Origin of the sequence: Methylobacterium sp. 391_Methyba4 (assembly GCF_029691625.1) — a bacterium.
Lineage (GTDB): Bacteria > Pseudomonadota > Alphaproteobacteria > Rhizobiales > Beijerinckiaceae > Methylobacterium > Methylobacterium fujisawaense.
In genome coordinates, this window is sequence record NZ_CP121475.1 from 3,261,641 (window position 1) to 3,278,620 (window position 16,980).

Sequence of the window (16,980 nt, forward strand, 5' to 3'; positions counted from 1 at the left end):
GTTGCAGGTGCGCGACAGGAGAGCATCCGGGAGCGACCCTCGTGACCACCCTCTACGTGAGCCATCCCGCCAGCTTCGATCACGAGGTCCCGGAGGGACATCCGGAACGGCCGGCCCGGATGCGCGCCGTGGAGCGGGCCCTGGAGGATGAGCGCTTCGCCGGCCTCGTGCGGGCCTCTGCACCCAAGGCTGAGATCGAGGCGGTGACGCTCGCCCATCCGCGCGCCTACGTGGACGCGCTGGTGGCGGCGGTGCCCGAGCACGGCATGGTCGGCATCGATTCCGACACGATCCTGTCGGCGGGGAGCCTGGAGGCGACCCTGCGGGCCGTGGGCGGTGGAATGCACGCCGTCGATGCCGTCGTCGGCGGCGGGTGCCGCAACGCCTTCGTGGCCATGCGCCCGCCGGGCCACCATGCCGAGCGGACCCGGTCGATGGGCTTCTGCCTGTTCAACCATGCCGCCATCGCGGCCCGCCACGCCCGCCAGAAGCACGGGGCCGAGCGGGTGGCGCTGGTGGATTGGGACGTCCATCACGGCAACGGCAGCCAGGACATCTTCTGGGACGACGCCGCGGTGCTCTACTGCTCCACCCACCAGATGCCGCTCTACCCGGGGACGGGGGCATCGTCCGAGCGCGGCGAGAAGGACACGATCGTCAACGTGCCGCTGCGGCCCAACGACGACGGCGAGGTGTTTCGCGAAGCCTTCGAAACCGGCATCCTCCCGCGCCTGGAAAGGTTCCGGCCGGACGTGATCGTGATCTCCGCCGGCTTCGACGCCCATCGGCTCGATCCGTTGGCCAATCTGCGCCTCGAAGCGGAGGATTTCGGCTGGGCGACCCGCCGGCTCATGGACGTCGCGGACCGCTGCGCCGGCGGGCGGATCGTCTCGATCCTGGAAGGCGGCTACAGTCTCGAGGGGCTCGGCAAATCGGTGGCCGCCCATGTCGACGCGTTGATGGGGCGCTGACGGGGGCGCTGCATCCCGATTGCACCCGCTCCCGCGCGCGCCGTAATCTGCGCTTCGGGGAGACCGCCGCCATGCTGCCGCTGAGCCGGATGCCGTCGCTTGCGCGCCAGCGCGTCGACCGCACCGGCGCAGCCCGTCCGGGTTTCGGCCGATGACGCTCACGGGCTTCCTGACCTATGCGCTGGCCCTGGGCGTTGCCGCCGCTGTGCCGGGACCCGGCGTCGTCGCGCTTGTCGCGCGGGCCCTCAGCTCGGGCTTCGGCGCCGCGATGGCCTTCTCGGCCGGTCTGATCCTGGGCGATCTGACCTATCTCGCCGCCGCGATCTTCGGCCTGTCGCTGATCGCGGAGGCGTTCGGCGCGGTCTTCGCCGTCATCCGCTACGGCGCGGCGCTCTATCTCGCCTACCTGGCGTTCCGGCTCTGGCGCGCCGCCGGAACGGCTGTCCGGATCGCGGGCGAAGCCCGCGACCGGCCGCTGACCAGCTTCGTCGCCGGGCTGACCATCACCCTGGGCAATCCGAAGACGATCGTCTTCTATCTCGCGATCCTGCCCACGCTCGTCGATCTGCGGCGCGTGACGGCGGCCGATGTCGTCCCCCTCATCCTGCTCACGGCCGCGATCCTGCTGGCCGTGATGACGCCCTACGCGGCGCTGGCGGCCCGGGCGCGCGAGACCCTGCGACGGCCCGCCATCCGCGTGCGGCTGAACCGGAGCGCCGCCGCCATCATGGCCGGCGCCGCGGTCTGGACCGTCCTGCGCCGCGCCTGAAGAGCGTCAGCCCTCCAGGGGCTCGTCGCCCAAGAGCTCGATGCCGAATCCCGAAAGGCCGACATAGGAGCGCGACGAGGTCGCGAGGTTGCGGATCGAAACCACGCCGAGATCGCGCAAAATCTGGGCGCCGAGCCCGATCTCGCGCCATTGCCGCGCCCGCAGGGCCTCCGTGCCCTCGTCGGTGACGGTCTTCACCGGCACGCCCGCAGTCCCGTCCCGGAGATAGACCAGCACGCCGCGCCCGGCGGCCGCGAAGCGCTTCAGCACGGCGTCGATCTGCTTTCCCCCGCCGATCACGTCGGCGGCGACGTTGGAGCGGTGCAGGCGCACCAGCACGTCCCGGCCGTCGCCGATGTCGCCCATCACGAAGGCGAATTGCTGGATCGATTCGAAGGGCGTCGAGAACACGTAGGCGTTCACGTCGCCGTGGTTCGAGCGGACCGTGAAGTGGCCGACGCGCTCCACCAGCCGGTCGCGCGCCTGCCGGTAGGCGATAAGATCGGCCACCGAGACCTGCTTGAGGCCGTGCGTCTCGGCGAAGGCCTCGATCTGCGGCCCCTTCATCACGGTGCCGTCGTCGTTGGCGAGCTCGCAGATCACGCCCACGGGCGGCAGCTCGGCGAGGCGGCACAGGTCGACCGCGGCCTCGGTATGGCCCGAGCGCATGAGCACGCCGCCGTCGCGGGCGATGAGCGGGAAGACGTGGCCGGGCCGCACGAAGTCGCCCGCGCCCATGTTGCCGTTGGCCAGCGCCCGCACCGTGTTGCAGCGCTGCTCCGCCGAGATCCCCGTGGTCAGGCCGTGCTTGACGTCGACCGTGACGGTGAAGGCCGTACCCAGCGGCGCGTCGTTCGACGCCACCATGGGAGCGAGGTGCAGCCGCCGCGCCTCGCTCTGCGTGATCGGCGCGCAGACGATGCCGCAGGTGTTGCGGATGATGAACGCCATCTTCTCCGGCGTGCAGAGCGAGGCGGCGACGACGAGGTCGCCTTCGTTCTCGCGATCGTCATCGTCGGTGACGACCACGATCTCGCCGCGGGCGAAGGCCGCGATGGCCTCTGTGACGGAGCAGTGGGGCACGGGCATTCTCGAATCGTTGGGACGGACCCGGATCAGGGCTGCGATCCGACCTGTCCGCGATGGCGCAGATAGTGATCCGCCAGCACGCAGGCCATCATGGCCTCCGCAACCGGCACGGCGCGGATGCCGACACAGGGATCGTGCCGGCCCTTGGTGACGAGATCGACCTCGCTGCCGTCGCGGCTGACCGAACGGCGGGGCGTCAGGATCGAGGAGGTTGGCTTCACGGCGAAGCGCACCACGACCGGCTCGCCGTTGGAGATGCCGCCGAGGATGCCGCCGGCATGGTTCGCGAGGAAACGCGGCCGATCGCCGTTGCCGGCGCGCATCTCGTCGGCATTGTCTTCGCCCCGCAGGGCCGCCGACGCGAACCCGTCGCCGATCTCGACGCCCTTCACGGCGTTGATCGACATCATCGCCGCGGCGAGATCGGCGTCGAGCTTGCCGTAGACCGGCGCGCCGAGGCCAGGCGGCACGCCCTCGGCCACGACCTCGATGACGGCGCCGACCGACGAGCCGTCCTTCCGGATCTCGTCGAGGTAGGTCTCGTAGAAGGCGGCCGTCTCGGCATCGGGGCAGAAGAACGGGTTGTCGCCGACCGCGGCCCAGTCCCAACGGGACCGGTCGATGGCGTGCGGTCCCATCTGCACCAGGGCTGCCCGGATGGTCACGCCGGGGATGACCTTGCGCGCCACGGCGCCGGCCGCGACCCGGGCGGCGGTCTCGCGCGCTGAGGACCGGCCGCCGCCGCGATAGTCGCGAATGCCGTACTTCACGTCGTAGGTGTAATCGGCATGGCCGGGGCGGTAGCTGTCGCGGATCTCCGAATAGTCCTTCGAGCGCTGGTCCGTGTTCTCGATCATCAGCGCGATCGGCGTGCCGGTGGTGAGCTGGCGGCCGCCGGTGCGGTCGTCCGCGAACACGCCGGACAGGATCTTCACCTGATCGGGCTCGCGGCGCTGCGTCGTGAACCGCGACTGGCCGGGCTTCCGGCGATCCAGCTCGGCCTGGATCTCCTCGGCCTCCAGGGGCAGGCCCGGCGGGCAGCCGTCGACGACGCAGCCGAGTGCGATCCCGTGGCTCTCGCCGAAGGTCGTGACGCGGAACAGGTGGCCGAAGGTGTTGTGCGACATGGCGCCGTTGCCTTAGCGCGGGAGCGCCGGGGGCACAAACGCGGTGCCTGCAAGGGGCCGGGCGGAGGGCTGGGTAGAGGGCTTGGCGGAGGGCTTGGCGGATGCGTTCGCTCGCTCGGTATCCCCGTCCCTGCGGGCGCAGCGCAGCGATCCCGGGCCGCGGAACAGCGGCGCTCCCGGATTGCGTCGCTGCGTCAGGACGGCTTTCGCAGCGGCCTGCGATCTCATGCCGTCCCGCCCGAACGGGGCAGGTCGAGCCCGCCCCGCGCCTTCAGCGCCCGATACGCCGCGACCGCCACGGCGAGATCCCGGTGCAGCCGGCGCTCGTCGCCGAGATCGGGAAGGTCGTAGGTGAGGCCGAGGATGTGGGCGGCCTCGTAGCCTTCCGGCAATTCGCCCGCGCTGCCGAGGGCGATCGTCGCGTTCGGCAGCGCGTCGGCGAAGTCCGAGATCCGCGCCTTGAGCGCAGCGCCGCTGGCACGGAGATGGGCGCCGGCTGCCGCCGGACCGTGGTTCCGGATCGCCGCCACCGTTCCCTGCGCCAGCGACAGGTGCACCGCCTCGCGATGGGCCGGGAACAGGTAGACGAGGTAGTAGCCCCGCGTGGCGCTGGTGGTGATGGCGGGGTCGAACACGGCGAGCCAGGGGATCGCGGCCCAATGGCTTCCGCGCCCGGGACTGCCCTTGACCAGGAACGGCCCATCGATCGGCGCCAGTGCGGCGCGCAGCTCCTCCGGCGCGCCCTTGCGGATGACGGAGGCCAGCGGATGGCCGGCCGGCGGGTCGAGCCGGGCGAGCGGGTATTCCTCGATGATCCGCCGGAGCGCGTGGCCGAGACTCACGGCCGCGTCAGGACCCCACCGGTGATCGCCTCGCGCACCCCGGTGGTCGACGGCAAGGTGATCGGCAGGCCCTTGAGCGAACGCACCGCCAGATACGCGAAGGCCTGCGCCTCCAGGTAGGCCGAGGACCAGCCGATGGCGTCCGCGGTCGTGATCTCCGCGCGCAGATGATAGTTGAGGAGCCGCACCAGCTCGCCGTTGCGCGCGCCGCCGCCGGCCACGATCCAGCGGGTCGGGATCTCGGGGGCGTGGTCGAGGGCGCGGGCCACCGCGCGCGCCGTGAAGGCCGTCAGGGTGGCGGCGCCGTCCTCGGTGGAGAGCTGGCCGGCGAGCTTGTGGGAGAACCAGTTCCGGTCGAGCGACTTCGGCGGTTTGCGGAAGAAGAACGGGTGCGTCAGCAGCCAGGCCAGCAGCTGCTCGTCGGGACGGCCCCGGGCCGCGGTGCGGCCGCCATCGTCGAGGTTCTTGCCCTCGCGCTCCTGCATCCATTCGTCGATCAGCGCATTGCCGGGACCGGTGTCGAAGGCGATGACGCCGCCCTTCGAGTCGATCAGCGTCGCGTTGGCGACGCCGCCGATGTTGAGGATGCCGAACGGCCCGTCGAAGCCCGAGGCCTCGGCGAGCGCCTTGTGGAAGACCGGCACCAGGGGCGCCCCCTGCCCGCCCGCCTCGATATCGGCCCGGCGCAGGTCCGAGACGACCGGGATGCCGAGCCGGGTCGCCAGCGCCTGCCCGTCGCCGATCTGGATCGAGATGCGCTGGTCCGGCCGGTGGATCACCGTCTGGCCGTGGAAGCCGATCACGTCGATCTCGGAGGCTGACAGGCCATGCTCCTCCAGGAAGCGCTCCACGGCCTCGGCATGGGCCAGGGTGACGAACGCTTCAGCCTCCGGCAGCCGCCCGGGCCGGTCGCCGGGATGGAGCACGGATTCGGCATCCTTGGTGGCCGCGCGCAGGAGCGCCTTCTCGTCGTCGGCGTAGCCGCGGTAGCCGGTGGGACCCAGCGGCTCCAGGAAGTTGTTGTGGCCCTTGACCACGTGGACCCGCTCGCCGTCGGTCTCGATCAGCGCGATGTCGACGCCGTCCAGCGAGGTGCCGCTCATCAGTCCGATCGCGCGCATCATCGCCATGCCGCCCTGCCCCGTGCCTTTCGGCCAACGCCCTGCTAAGAGCGCGCCGTATCCTGAACCCAGCGCGAGCTAGCATGCGGGGCATCGGCCTGTCGCGCCAGCGCGCGACCCGAGATGGCAGCCATGACCGCCGAGAGCTTCGCGCCGAAATCCGACTTCCTGCGGATCCTGACCGAGCGCAGCTATATCCACCAGACCTCGGACCTGGCCGGCATCGACGCCGCGGCCCTGGAAGGGCGGCTGACCACCTATGTCGGCTACGATTGCACGGCGCCCTCGCTGCATGTCGGGCACCTGCTGTCGATCATGATGCTGCACTGGCTGCAGGCCACGGGGGGGCGGCCGATCGCCCTGATGGGCGGCGGCACCACCCGGGTCGGCGACCCGTCGGGCCGCGACGAGACCCGCAAGATCCTCACCGTCGAGCAGATCGACGCCAACAAGGCCGAGATCCGCAAGACCTTCGACCGGTTCCTCCGCTTCGGCGAAGGGGCCGGCGACGCCGTGATGGTCGACAACGCCGAGTGGCTGACCAAGCTCAACTACATCGAGATGCTGCGCGACATCGGCCGGCATTTCTCGGTGAACCGGATGCTGTCGATGGACAGCGTCCGCCTGCGCCTGGAGCGCGACCAGGAGCTGTCGTTCCTGGAGTTCAACTACATGATCCTCCAGTCCTACGACTTCGTCGAACTGAACCGTCGCTACGGCTGCGTCATGCAGATGGGCGGGTCGGATCAATGGGGCAACATCGTCAACGGCATCGATCTCGGCCGCCGCATGGGCACGCCGCAGCTCTACGCCCTGACCTGCCCGCTGCTGACGACATCCTCGGGCGCCAAGATGGGCAAGACCGCGGCCGGGGCCGTCTGGCTCAACGCGGAGATGCTGAAGCCGTACGATTACTGGCAGTTCTGGCGGAACACCGAGGACGCGGACGTGGCCCGCTTCCTCAAGCTGTTCACCCTGCTGCCGATGGAGGAGATCGCGCGTCTCGCCGCGCTCGCCGGCTCCGAGATCAACGCGGCCAAGACGGTGCTGGCCACCGAGGCCACCGCGCTGATGCACGGCCGCGAGGTCGCGGAGGCCGCCGCGGAGACCGCGCGCAAGACCTTCGTGGAAGGGACGCTGGCCGCCGACCTGCCGAGCGTGACCGTGCCGTCGGCCACCCTGGAGGCCGGGCTCGGGGTCCTCACCGCCTTCGGCCCGGACGTCGCCAAGCTCGTGCCCTCCACCAGCGAGGCCCGCCGGCAGATCAAGGGCGGCGGCCTGCGGGTCAACGATGTACCGGTCACGGATGAGAAGGCGATGCTCGGCCAGGGCGACCTGACCCCGGACGGCGTGATCAAGCTGTCCTTCGGCAAGAAGCGGCACGTGCTGCTCCGGCCGGAATGAGCCGCCCGACCGCCTGGATCCGCGACGGGAAACAGCCCGCGTGAGCCTTGCCCGGATCCTGGTGATCGACGACGAGCCACCGATCCGCCGGCTGCTCCGCACCGGCCTCGGGACGCAGGATTACGCGGTCGCCGAGGCCGCCGACGGGGCCGCGGCGCTCGCCGCCCTGGAAGCCGGTGGCGTGGATCTCGCGATCCTCGATCTCGGCCTGCCGGACATGCCCGGCCATGCCCTCCTTGCGGCGATCCGCGAGCGCTGGCCCGACCTGCCGGTCGTGATCCTGTCGAGTCGCGACGACGAGCGCGGCAAGGTCGAGGCCCTCGATCTCGGGGCCGACGATTACGTCACCAAACCCTTCGGCATGAACGAGCTGCTGGCGCGCATCCGCACGGCCCTGCGCCATCGCCTGGCCATGCAGGGGGAGCGGGCGGTCTTCCGGGTCGACGACCTCTCGGTCGATCTCGTCCGCCGCGTCGTCCGGGTCGGCGAGCGCGCGGTGAAGCTGTCGCCCCGGGAATACGAGTTCCTGCGCGTGCTGGTGCAGCATGCCGGCAAGGTGCTGACCCACGCGCAGCTCATGCGCCACGCGCCGGCCTCGTCGGATCCGCAATACCTGCGCGTCTATATCCGCCAGCTGCGCCAGAAGCTGGAGCCCGATCCGGAGCGCCCGCGCTACCTGCTCACCGAGACCGGCGTGGGCTACCGCCTGCGTGCGCCGGACTGAGCCCGGCGCGCCGCCTCACGGCTCCAGGCCTTCCGCCGCGCGCCGCGCCGCCCGCAGCTTCTCGACCCGCGCCACCGAGAACACCGAGGCCTCGTACAGCAGCAGCATCGGGATCGCGAGGGAGAGCTGGGAGATCACGTCCGGCGGCGTCAGGATCGCGGCGGCGACGAAGACCAGCACGATGGCATAGCGCCGCTTCTCCCGCAGGAAGGCCGCGTCGATGATCCCGATCTGACCGAGCAGCGTCAGAATCACCGGCAGCTGGAACGCGATCCCGAACGCGAAGATCAGCGTCATGATCAGCGACAGGTATTCGTCGACCTTCGGCAGCAGCTTGATCGTCGGCTCCCCGGCCACGCCCACCTGCTGGAGCGACACCGAGAATTTGATCAGCAGCGGCATCGCCAGGAAGAACACCACCAGCGCGCCGAGCACGAAGAAGATCGGCGTGGCCACGAGGTAGGGCAGGAACGCCTTCCGCTCGTTGCGGTAGAGGCCCGGGGCCACGAAGGCGTAGATCTGCGTGGCGATCACCGGGAAGGCCAGGAAGGCCGCCCCGAAGACGCTGAGCTTGATGTTGGTGAACACCTGCTCGAGGAAGTGCGTGGCGATCAGCTCGGCGTTCTGCGCACCAACGATCGAGACATAGGGGTAGACCAGAACGTTGTAGATATCGCGCGAGAAGAAGAAGCAGGCGAAGAACATCAGCACGAATGCGATCAGCGACTTGATCAGCCGCGCCCGCAATTCGATCAGGTGTTCGAGCAGGGGCGCCCGCGACGCCTCGATCTCGGCCTCGTCCGCATCGCTGATCATCGGGCGGCCGTGCCGTTCTGGGACTCTTCGGTGGCGTGATGCGGGGCGGGCGGAGGCCCGAACGGATCGTCCACCGACCCGGGCACGGGCAGGGGTGCCTCCGCCATCTGCGGTGCAGGATCATGGGACGATTCGGCGGGCGGCGTCCCCGAGACCGGGGCCGGTGCTGCGGCGTCCTGCTCGGCCTTGAGCTGCGCCGTGGCATCGGCGAGGGATCGGGTCTCGACCGGCGGCTTCTCCGGGCCGAGCTTCTCCGGGCCGACCTTGGCCCGGCCCTCGACGGCGCCCTTCAACTCGTCGCGAATGGTCTGCACGGGATTGAAGGTCGAACTCGCATTCCGGACCGTGTTGCGGATCCCGTCGACCTCGCGCCGGACATCGTCGAGCTCCGCCTCGCGGATCGCCTCGTTGAACTGCATCTGAAATTCGCCGGCCATGCGGCGCAGCTTCGAGGTGATCTGCCCGACGGTGCGAAGCGCCTTCGGCAGATCCTTCGGCCCGATGACGATGAGGGCGACGCCGCCGATCAGCATCACCTCGCCCCAGCTCATGTCCAGCATGTCGTCGACGGTCCTGCTGCCCTGAGATCCGGCGCGGTGGCCGGACCCCGTCAGGCTCTACACGAGCGCGTGCGCTCTGCCAGTCCTACAGTCGCGCCCGCCGTCAGACCGGCTTGCGCTCGCCGCCGGGAAGATGGCTCGCCGGGATCGCCGTGCCGGGGCTCGTCTCGGTGGCGTGCGGGATGGTGCGGACCGGTTCGGCCGGCGGCGGCGCGGCCTGGCTGACCGGAGGGGTCTCATCCTCGGCCATGCCCTTCTTGAAGGCTTTGATGCCCTTCGCGACGTCGCCCATCAGATCGGACACCTTGCCGCGTCCGAAGAGCAGCATCACGATGACCGCGACGATGACCCAGTGCCAGATACTCATGCTGCCCATGGCAACCTCCTGCGGGCGCCCCGAAGAAGCGGGAGCGCGACGCCACGTCCGGTTGAGGATTTCGGGGCGAACCTAGGGATCGCGCCGCCCGAACACAAGCAGAGGCGATGCCACGGCCGGTGGAAGGCCGCGGTGGAAGGCCGCAAGGGGCTCAGGTCAGGCGGCGGCGAGGGCCGCGGCGAAGCGCTCCCGGGCTTCCGGAACGTCGAGTCCGTCGCCTGCGGGGTCGAGCTGCGCCAGCGCGGAGGCGGCGCGGCGCGCGGCGTCTCCGGTGAGCGCGGGCGCCGCCTCGGCCACGGCGCGCATTTCGTCCATGGCGCCGTTGCAGTGGAGCCCGATATCGATCCCCGCCGCGAAGGCGCGCTCCGTCCGGTCGCGGAACGAGCCGGTCAGCGCGTGCATGGAGAGATCGTCGGTCATCAGAAGCCCGTCGAAGCCGATCGCGCCGCGGATGATGTCTCGGATGACGATGGCGGACTGAGTGGCCGGCCGGTCGGGGTCGATGGCGGTGAAGACCACGTGGGCGCTCATCGCCATCGGCAGGTCGGCGAGCGCCCGGAAGGTCCGGAAATCCTGCTCCGCCAAATCCGCGCGCGTCGCATCCACCACCGGAAGGCCGTGGTGGCTGTCACAGGTGGCGCGCCCATGCCCCGGGATGTGCTTCATCACCGGCAGGACGCCCCCGGCCATCAGGCCCTCGGCGACCGCGCGGCCGATCTCGGCCACCCTGTCCGGGCTGGTCCCGTAGGCCCGGTCGCCGATGATGTCGTGCGAGCCCGGCGCCGGCACGTCGAGGACGGGGGCGCAGTCCACGTTGATGCCGACTTCCGCGAGGTCGTGCGCCATCAGGCGCGCGCCGAGGCGGGCGACGGCCGCGGCGCTGCCGTTCAGGCGTCCGTAGCGGCCGCCGGCCGGGTAGGCCGGCCAGTGGGGCGGACCCATGCGCTGGACCCGGCCCCCCTCCTGATCGATCAGGATCGGCGCGCGATCGGATCCGACGCAGTCCCGCAGCGCGCCGGTGAGGGCGCGGACCTCGTCCGGGGTCCCGATGTTGCGCTTGAACAGGATGAAGCCCCAGGGCTTCACGTCCCGGAAGAAGGACCGCTCCTCCGCCGAGAGCGACGAGCCGGTGCAACCGAGGATCAGGGCGCGGGAGGTCATCAGGAACGGCTCGGAAACTGCTCGGTGGCGGCGCGAAGACGGCGGCGGGATCGCCGGGCGGTTCGGCTCGATGGCGACAGAGTCGGGCGGGAACGGGGAGCCGGCAAGACCAAACCGCGGCTCCGGGCGGAGGCCGGAGCGATGCCGCCGCCGGTGTGGCCTGCAAGACTCGGTCGGCAAGACTCGGTCGGCGAGCCTCGGTCGGCGGGGCGCCCGATCGGATCACCGCGGGCGGGAGCGCTGCCCCGACCGCGGCTTTCCGTCAGAACCTCAGTTCTTGGCCACGAAGCACTGGCCGCCCTCGCCCTGCAGGGCGCTGCACAGGCTCGCGGCCTGAGCCTTCTCCAGGGGTCCGACGCGGACGCGATAGATCGTCTTGCCGTTCACCTCGGCCTGCCGGATCAGCTCGGGCTTGCCGGCGAGCTGTGTGTACTTGGCCTGCATCTGCCGGAACGCGGCCTTCGCCTCGGCGGCGGAGCTGCGCACCCCGAGCTGCACCGAGAAGCCGCTGACCGGGCCGGACTTCACGGCCTCGTCGTCGGTGGTAGTGCTGGCGGTGGTGTCGGGCGCGGCCGCCCCGGCCGGGGCGACGGCGGCGATCCGCTGGGCAGCCTTCGGCGGCGGCTTCACGGCCACCGGCTTGGGAGCCGGCGGCTCGACCGCGGCGTCCGGCTGCGCGTCGACGGGCGTGGCCGTGGTCGCCGGCATGGCGGCGGCGGCCTGGCGCATCGGCTTCGACTTCGCGGGCGCTGCCGGCGGCGGCTCGTCGCCGGGCAGAACCATGGTGGGGATCGGGGCCGGCCCGGCGTCGACGGCCTGCTGCTCCCGCGGCGGCGGTGCGGGCGGCGCCTCGGGCTTGACTGCGACGGTGCGGACGCGGCGGGGCTCCCCGAACGCTTCGAACGGGCCGTTGCCCGGCGTCGTGCCGCCCTGGGCGCCGGTCGGCTGCGACGGGCCCTGGGCCGCGCGCGCGGCCTCGGCCACGTCGAGGGGCTGCTCCTCGCGGTTGACGATCTTGATCTGGCCGTCCTTCTTGCCCTTCGGATCGTAGATCTGCCGGTTCTGATCCGGGATCTCGACACCGTCGGCCACCTTCGGGGCGACCTTGAGCGGGGTGGAATCGGCCTGCACCACCGGCACGCCGCCATGGCCCGAATTGCTCATGCCCTTGTAGGTGAGCGCACCGGTGACCGCGAGCGCCACCACGGCGACGCCGGCGCCGACCGAGACGAGGCGCCGGCGCGGATTCGCGCGACGCAGGGCGTGGCTGTCCGCATAAGCGTCGTCGCCGCTCGATACCGCGACGCCATCTGGCGCGTAGGCGCCGCCTTCGCGATGCGTGTCCTGCTCCACGGAGGCGAGGTACTGATCGAACGCGTCGGCCGGCGTCGCCTTGGCGGGCTCCGGCGCGAAGCTCGGCTCCACCCGGGCGTTCCAGCCGGCCTGCGGCTGGGTGTCGGGCGCGACGGCGCGCATCTCGTCGCGCGCGGCGAGCAAAGCCCGGAACGGATCGTCCTGGCCGACGATGCGGGCGAGTTCCGCCAGCGGATCCGCCTTGGCCGCCTGCGGCGCCTGACCCGTCTCCTGACGCAGATCGCGCGCGAAAGCGTCCAGATCGACCTGAGCGCGCGAAGCGTTCGTCATGGCAGCATCCTCACATCAACGCCGGTGACCGGCCCGATGCGCTCGGGCCTATCGCATCTCGTCCGGCGCGGTCACACCGAGAATCGCAAGGCCGGCCGCCAGCGTGCTCCGCAGAGCTTCGATGAGCGCCAGCCGGGCCCACGTCGACTTTCGGTCGGTTGCATTAACAAACCGTAATTGCGGCAAGTCTTTGCCCTTGTTCCAGAAACTATGTAGCGCCGAGGCCAGTTCATAGAGGTGGAATGCGATTCTGTGCGGTTCGTGCGCCAGGGCTGCGGATTCGAGAACCCGCGGGTACTGGGCGATGAGGCGCATCATCTCGATCTCGCCCGGATCGCTCAGCACCGCGAGGTCCGCCTCGCGTGCCAGCGCCGCGGCCGAGAGGTCGGCCTCGGGAAACGCCTCGCGCGCCTGCCGCTGCACCGAGCGGACGCGGGCATGGGCGTACTGAACGTAGAAGACCGGATTGTCCTTCGACTGCTCCACCACCTTGGCGAGGTCGAAATCCAGGGTCGCGTCGTTCTTCCGGTAGAGCATCATGAACCGGATGGCGTCGCGGCCGACCTCGTCGATCACGTCCCGCAGGGTCACGAATTCCCCGGCCCGCTTCGACATCTTGACCGGTTCGCCTGCGCGCAACAGCCGCACGAGCTGGCAGAGCTTGACGTCGAGCGTCGCCGCGCCGTCGCTCACCGCCTTCACGGCAGCCTGCATGCGCTTCACGTAGCCGCCGTGATCCGCGCCGAGGACGTCGATCAGCTCGGTCGCGCCCGCGAGATACTTCGCCCGATGGTAGGCGATGTCGGAGGCGAAATACGTGTACGAGCCGTCCGACTTCAGCAGCGGCCGGTCGCTGTCGTCGCCGAATTCCTTGGTGCGGAACAGCGTCTGCTCGCGGTCCTCCCAATCCTCCGGCAGCTGGCCCTTGGGCGGCGGCAGGCGGCCCTCGTAGACGAGGCCCTTGGCGCGCAGCTCCGCGAGCAGCGTCTTCACGGCACCGCTCTCCTGGAGCGTGCGCTCGGAGAAGAACACGTCGTGGCGGATGCCGATCGCCTCCAGATCGGCCCGGATCATGGTCATCATCATGTCCAGCGCGGTCTCGCGCACCGTGGGAAGCCACGCGGCCTCGGGCTGGTCGAGGAGCGCGCGGCCATGGGTCTCCGCCAGCTTGGCGCCCACGGGCTTGAGGTAGTCGCCCGGATACAGGCCGTCCGCGATGGCGAAGGGCTCGCCCAGAGCCTCGCGGTAGCGCTGGAAGGCGGAGCGGGCCAACACATCGACCTGAGCGCCGGCATCGTTGATGTAATATTCCCGCGTCACCTGCCTGCCGGCCGCGACGAGCAGATTGGAGAGGGCGTCACCGAACACCGCGCCGCGGCCATGGCCGACATGCATCGGCCCGGTGGGATTGGCCGACACGTATTCGACATTGATCGGCCCGCCGGGCAACTCCGCCCGGCCGAACGCCTCCGGCGCGGAGAGCGCGTCGCGCACGACCGCGTGAAAGATCGCGGGGTCGAGCCGCAGGTTGATGAAGCCGGGCCCGGCGACGCTCGCCTCCACGATCCGCGGATCGGCGCGGAGTTCCGCCGCCAGGGCTTCGCCCAGCGCCTTCGGGTTGGCCCGCGCCTCCTTGGCCAGGACCAGCGCCGCGTTCGTGGCGAGGTCGCCGTGCGCCGCGTCCCGGGGCGGCTCGACGACCACGCGGCCCAGGTCGAGGCCCTCGGGCAGATGGCCGGCGCGGGTCAGCGCCTCCACGGCCTCGCGCACGCGCGCCTCGAACAGGGCGAAGATGTTCATGGGTCTCGATCTCGCTTGCGCGGGGGTCTCGTCGCCCGGCCCGTCCGGCCTGTGCCCGCCCGGGCGGTCTAGCAAGGGGGCGGGAGGGTGTCACGGCGCCGAGCGGTTCGCCGGCCTGGAGGAGCCCACATTCCCGGCATCGGTCCGGTAACCAAGCGCGCGGCGCTCCCACGTTATCCCACGCGACGAATACGGATCGCGCAGTGTTCGGCTTGTTTTGGCCGGGACGACACTGTGTCATCGCCGACGATCGCGCGTGGGCCGATCGCGGAGTTACTGATGAAGACCTTGACGATTGCGGGTACGGCGCTCTGCGCCCTGATCCTGGCCGCGCCGGGTGCGGAGGCGGGCGGCTTCCACGGCGGCGGCTTCCACGGCGGCGTCCACGGTGGTTTCCGGGGCGGCTACGGCTACCGGGGCGGCTACGCGGCCCGCGGCTTCTACGGGCGCGGCTACGGCTACGGCTATCGCCGCGGCTACGGACGGGCCCTCGGCTACGGACTGGCCGGTGCGGGGATCGGCCTCGGGCTCGGGCTCGCCGCCGGGAGCGTCTACGGCGGCTACGGATATGGTGGTTACGGGTACGGCGGCTACGGCTACGGCTACCCGGCCGCCTATGGCGGCTACGGCTACGGCTACCCGGCGGCCTACGGCGGCTACGGCTACGGCGGTGGCTACGGCGGGTGTTACGGCAGCTTCACCTGCGGCTGCGGCTGCTGATCCCAACCCATCCCGCGCCGGGCCCTCAGGGCTCGGCGAGGGGCAGGCCCCGGCTGGGCAATTCCCAGTGCAGGTCCGGCGTCGTCGCGTAGAGCTTGCGATGCGCAAGGACCGCATAGGTGTCGGTCATGCCGGCGATGTAGTCGGCGACCCGGCGGGCAACCCGCGCCTCGCTGGCCTCCTCGAGACCGGCGCTCCACTCCTCCGGCATCCGGGACGGCGCCGCGGTGAACGCGGCGAACAGGTCGTTGACGATGGCGTCGGCCTTCTTCCGCACCGCCACCACGCCGGGATGCCGGTACATGCGGTCCCACAGGAAGCGCATGATATCGGCATCGGCCGCCGCAATCTCCGGCGAGAAGACGATGACCGCCTGATCCGCATTCCGGATGTCCTCGACGCGGCGCGGATCCAGTTCGGCGATGCGGCGTCCGCCCTCGCGGATCACGTCCTCGACGAAGCGGGTGATCACCCGCCGGGCGAGTTCGTGGATCATGCGCGAGGGCTCCAGGCCCGGATGCAGCCGGTCGATCTCGTCGAGCAGCCCGGCCAGGAACGGGACCGCGCGCAGCTCCGGGATCTCGAACAGGCCGGCCCGCAGCCCGTCGTCGAGGTCGTGGGCGGCATAGGCGATGTCGTCGGCGAGGGAGGCCGCCTGGGCCTCGGGGCCGGCCTGGCTCCACAGGTCGAGGGGGTTCAGCGCATCGTATTCCAGGATCGCCGCCGGGATGCCGCGCGCGGCGTAGCGGGGCGTCGGCTGGCCGTCGGCCGTCAGCAGCGGGCCGTTGTGCTTGACGAGGCCCTCCAGGGTCTCCCAGGCGAGGTTCAGCCCGTCGAAGCCGGCGTAGCGCCGCTCCAGCCGCGTGACGATCCGCAGGGCCTGGGCGTTGTGGTCGAACCCGCCGTAGCGGGCCATGCAGGCGTCGAGGGCGTCCTCCCCGGTATGGCCGAAACAGGTGTGGCCGAGGTCGTGGCTGAGGGCCAGCGCCTCCGCAAGATCCTCGTCGAGCCCGAGGGCGCGGGCGAGCGCCCGGCCGATCTGGCTGACCTCGAGGGTGTGGGTGAGGCGGGTGCGGTAATGGTCGCCCTCGTGATGCACGAAGACCTGCGTCTTGTGCTTCAGCCGCCGGAACGCCGTCGAGTGGATGATCCGGTCCCGGTCCCGCTGGAAGTCGCTGCGGGTCGGCGAACCGGCCTCAGGGATCAGGCGTCCCCGGGTGCGGGCCGGATCGGTGGCGTAGGCCGCGCGCCAGCGCTCACCGTTGCGTCGCACGGCATCCGCTCGCAAACTCACGCACCCTACTCATGACGGCTCCTCGCCCGGCGCGTTGCGGCGCGGGCTTGCGCCTCATATCTTGTGGGCCGGGACGCCCTCGGCAACAGGCGGGGTGCGCCGTCCACCGAACGATTGCGTGGCCAGAGACTGATGGCTGATATCACCCTGACCGCCCGCGCGGCCAAGCGCATCAACGAGATCATGGGGGCGGAGCCGGCCGGCTCGTCGCTGCGGATCAGCGTCAATGGCGGCGGCTGCTCGGGCTTCTCGTATGCCTTCGACATCGCCCGCACCCGTGAGGCGCAGGACGTCGCCATCGAGCGCGACGGCGCCACCGTCATCGTCGACCCCATCTCGATGGAGTACATGAACGGCTCCACGATCGACTTCGTGAACGATCTGATCGGCCAGTCCTTCAAGATCGAGAACCCGCTTGCCACCGCCTCCTGCGGCTGCGGCACCTCCTTCTCGTTGTAGCGACCCGCCCGGCGCATCCGCGCCGTTGCGTCCATACGACACCGGTGCCGGCACGGTCGCCCGGGCCGGCATGCCTGATTGCCTCGCCTCAAAAAACCCGGCA

Annotated in this window: 17 protein-coding genes; 6 read left to right on the forward strand and 11 right to left on the reverse strand. The window is 70.7% G+C overall.

Going from position 1 to position 16,980, the window contains the following annotated elements; genetic code table 11:
- Nucleotides 1–41: 41 nt before the first annotated feature.
- Both P9K36_RS15330 and P9K36_RS15335 read left to right on the forward strand, forming a co-directional pair.
- Entirely contained in the window at nucleotides 42–971 is a 930-nt protein-coding gene (locus tag P9K36_RS15330; protein WP_043757907.1) for a histone deacetylase family protein, read from the forward strand.
- 151 nt (nucleotides 972–1,122) lie between these two features.
- On the forward strand, nucleotides 1,123–1,740 hold the full coding sequence (locus P9K36_RS15335) for a LysE family translocator (protein ID WP_043757910.1): 618 nt from the start codon (nucleotides 1,123–1,125) through the stop codon (nucleotides 1,738–1,740).
- Nucleotides 1,741–1,746: 6 nt separating this feature from the next.
- Here the strand turns inward: P9K36_RS15335 and ribB are convergent, their stop codons facing one another.
- The 4 genes from ribB to P9K36_RS15355 form a co-directional block, all read right to left on the reverse strand.
- Nucleotides 1,747–2,823, reverse strand: a complete 1,077-nt coding sequence (gene ribB, locus P9K36_RS15340; protein WP_043380842.1) for a 3,4-dihydroxy-2-butanone-4-phosphate synthase — start codon at nucleotides 2,821–2,823, stop codon at nucleotides 1,747–1,749.
- A gap of 32 nt (nucleotides 2,824–2,855) precedes the next feature.
- Nucleotides 2,856–3,956, reverse strand: a complete 1,101-nt coding sequence (gene aroC / locus P9K36_RS15345) for a chorismate synthase (RefSeq protein ID WP_043757913.1) — start codon at nucleotides 3,954–3,956, stop codon at nucleotides 2,856–2,858.
- Nucleotides 3,957–4,180: 224 nt separating this feature from the next.
- The gene (locus tag P9K36_RS15350) at nucleotides 4,181–4,798 is read right to left on the reverse strand and encodes a DUF3578 domain-containing protein (protein ID WP_043757915.1); all 618 of its coding nucleotides are present in this window, start codon (nucleotides 4,796–4,798) and stop codon (nucleotides 4,181–4,183) included.
- A complete protein-coding gene (locus tag P9K36_RS15355) occupies nucleotides 4,795–5,928 on the reverse strand; it encodes an anhydro-N-acetylmuramic acid kinase (RefSeq protein WP_100793966.1) in 1,134 nt (377 codons plus the stop codon). Before P9K36_RS15355 ends, P9K36_RS15350 begins: the two co-directional genes overlap by 4 nt.
- Nucleotides 5,929–6,051: 123 nt before the next feature.
- Between P9K36_RS15355 and tyrS the strand changes: the two genes are divergently transcribed.
- Both tyrS and P9K36_RS15365 read left to right on the forward strand, forming a co-directional pair.
- Nucleotides 6,052–7,323 (forward strand): tyrosine--tRNA ligase, encoded by a 1,272-nt coding sequence (tyrS, locus tag P9K36_RS15360; RefSeq protein WP_043757916.1) that lies wholly within the window; start codon nucleotides 6,052–6,054, stop codon nucleotides 7,321–7,323.
- A gap of 40 nt (nucleotides 7,324–7,363) precedes the next feature.
- Nucleotides 7,364–8,047: a response regulator transcription factor gene (locus P9K36_RS15365; protein WP_043757918.1), complete on the forward strand. Its 684-nt coding sequence runs from the start codon at nucleotides 7,364–7,366 to the stop codon at nucleotides 8,045–8,047.
- A 15-nt stretch (nucleotides 8,048–8,062) separates the two neighbouring features.
- Here P9K36_RS15365 and tatC read toward each other — a convergent pair whose 3' ends face one another.
- From tatC to argS, 6 genes are all read right to left on the reverse strand, one after another.
- A complete protein-coding gene (gene tatC, locus P9K36_RS15370) occupies nucleotides 8,063–8,863 on the reverse strand; it encodes a twin-arginine translocase subunit TatC (protein WP_043355639.1) in 801 nt (266 codons plus the stop codon).
- A complete protein-coding gene (tatB, locus tag P9K36_RS15375; protein ID WP_043355641.1) occupies nucleotides 8,860–9,423 on the reverse strand; it encodes a Sec-independent protein translocase protein TatB in 564 nt (187 codons plus the stop codon). The genes tatC and tatB overlap by 4 nt, the downstream gene beginning before the upstream one ends.
- Before the next feature lie 103 nt (nucleotides 9,424–9,526).
- On the reverse strand, nucleotides 9,527–9,799 hold the full coding sequence (locus P9K36_RS15380) for a twin-arginine translocase TatA/TatE family subunit (protein WP_043355642.1): 273 nt from the start codon (nucleotides 9,797–9,799) through the stop codon (nucleotides 9,527–9,529).
- Nucleotides 9,800–9,955: 156 nt separating this feature from the next.
- Nucleotides 9,956–10,960 carry a beta-N-acetylhexosaminidase gene (nagZ, locus tag P9K36_RS15385; RefSeq protein WP_043757921.1) on the reverse strand — a complete coding sequence of 335 codons (1,005 nt, stop codon included), beginning with the start codon at nucleotides 10,958–10,960 and terminating at the stop codon, nucleotides 9,956–9,958.
- A gap of 270 nt (nucleotides 10,961–11,230) precedes the next feature.
- The gene (locus P9K36_RS15390) at nucleotides 11,231–12,604 is read right to left on the reverse strand and encodes an SPOR domain-containing protein (protein ID WP_043757923.1); all 1,374 of its coding nucleotides are present in this window, start codon (nucleotides 12,602–12,604) and stop codon (nucleotides 11,231–11,233) included.
- A gap of 48 nt (nucleotides 12,605–12,652) precedes the next feature.
- Nucleotides 12,653–14,404, reverse strand: coding sequence for an arginine--tRNA ligase (argS, locus tag P9K36_RS15395; RefSeq protein ID WP_043349127.1), 1,752 nt, complete (start codon nucleotides 14,402–14,404; stop codon nucleotides 12,653–12,655).
- 279 nt (nucleotides 14,405–14,683) lie between these two features.
- On the opposite strand from argS, the gene P9K36_RS15400 reads away from it, so the two are divergent.
- Nucleotides 14,684–15,124 carry a hypothetical protein gene (locus P9K36_RS15400; protein WP_043757926.1) on the forward strand — a complete coding sequence of 147 codons (441 nt, stop codon included), beginning with the start codon at nucleotides 14,684–14,686 and terminating at the stop codon, nucleotides 15,122–15,124.
- A 25-nt stretch (nucleotides 15,125–15,149) separates the two neighbouring features.
- Here the strand turns inward: P9K36_RS15400 and P9K36_RS15405 are convergent, their stop codons facing one another.
- The gene (locus P9K36_RS15405; protein WP_043757929.1) at nucleotides 15,150–16,397 is read right to left on the reverse strand and encodes a deoxyguanosinetriphosphate triphosphohydrolase; all 1,248 of its coding nucleotides are present in this window, start codon (nucleotides 16,395–16,397) and stop codon (nucleotides 15,150–15,152) included.
- A gap of 153 nt (nucleotides 16,398–16,550) precedes the next feature.
- Here P9K36_RS15405 and P9K36_RS15410 point away from each other — a divergent pair, with 153 nt between their 5' ends.
- Complete coding sequence (locus P9K36_RS15410) at nucleotides 16,551–16,877, forward strand: iron-sulfur cluster assembly accessory protein (protein ID WP_043349135.1); 327 nt, start codon at nucleotides 16,551–16,553, stop codon at nucleotides 16,875–16,877.
- The last annotated feature ends 103 nt before the right edge of the window (nucleotides 16,878–16,980 follow it).

What these genes read in the sequence shown, in the direction of transcription:
- P9K36_RS15335 (WP_043757910.1), top strand. Translation starts at nt 1,123, where the DNA reads ATGACGCTCACGGGCTTCCTGACCTATGCGCTGGCCCTGGGCGTTGCC.
- aroC (WP_043757913.1), bottom strand. Translation starts at nt 3,956, where the DNA reads ATGTCGCACAACACCTTCGGCCACCTGTTCCGCGTCACGACCTTCGGC.
- P9K36_RS15355 (WP_100793966.1), bottom strand. Translation starts at nt 5,928, where the DNA reads ATGGCGATGATGCGCGCGATCGGACTGATGAGCGGCACCTCGCTGGAC.
- tyrS (WP_043757916.1), top strand. Translation starts at nt 6,052, where the DNA reads ATGACCGCCGAGAGCTTCGCGCCGAAATCCGACTTCCTGCGGATCCTG.
- tatC (WP_043355639.1), bottom strand. Translation starts at nt 8,863, where the DNA reads ATGATCAGCGATGCGGACGAGGCCGAGATCGAGGCGTCGCGGGCGCCC.
- tatB (WP_043355641.1), bottom strand. Translation starts at nt 9,423, where the DNA reads ATGCTGGACATGAGCTGGGGCGAGGTGATGCTGATCGGCGGCGTCGCC.
- P9K36_RS15380 (WP_043355642.1), bottom strand. Translation starts at nt 9,799, where the DNA reads ATGGGCAGCATGAGTATCTGGCACTGGGTCATCGTCGCGGTCATCGTG.
- nagZ (WP_043757921.1), bottom strand. Translation starts at nt 10,960, where the DNA reads ATGACCTCCCGCGCCCTGATCCTCGGTTGCACCGGCTCGTCGCTCTCG.
- P9K36_RS15390 (WP_043757923.1), bottom strand. Translation starts at nt 12,604, where the DNA reads ATGACGAACGCTTCGCGCGCTCAGGTCGATCTGGACGCTTTCGCGCGC.
- argS (WP_043349127.1), bottom strand. Translation starts at nt 14,404, where the DNA reads ATGAACATCTTCGCCCTGTTCGAGGCGCGCGTGCGCGAGGCCGTGGAG.
- P9K36_RS15400 (WP_043757926.1), top strand. Translation starts at nt 14,684, where the DNA reads ATGAAGACCTTGACGATTGCGGGTACGGCGCTCTGCGCCCTGATCCTG.
- P9K36_RS15410 (WP_043349135.1), top strand. Translation starts at nt 16,551, where the DNA reads ATGGCTGATATCACCCTGACCGCCCGCGCGGCCAAGCGCATCAACGAG.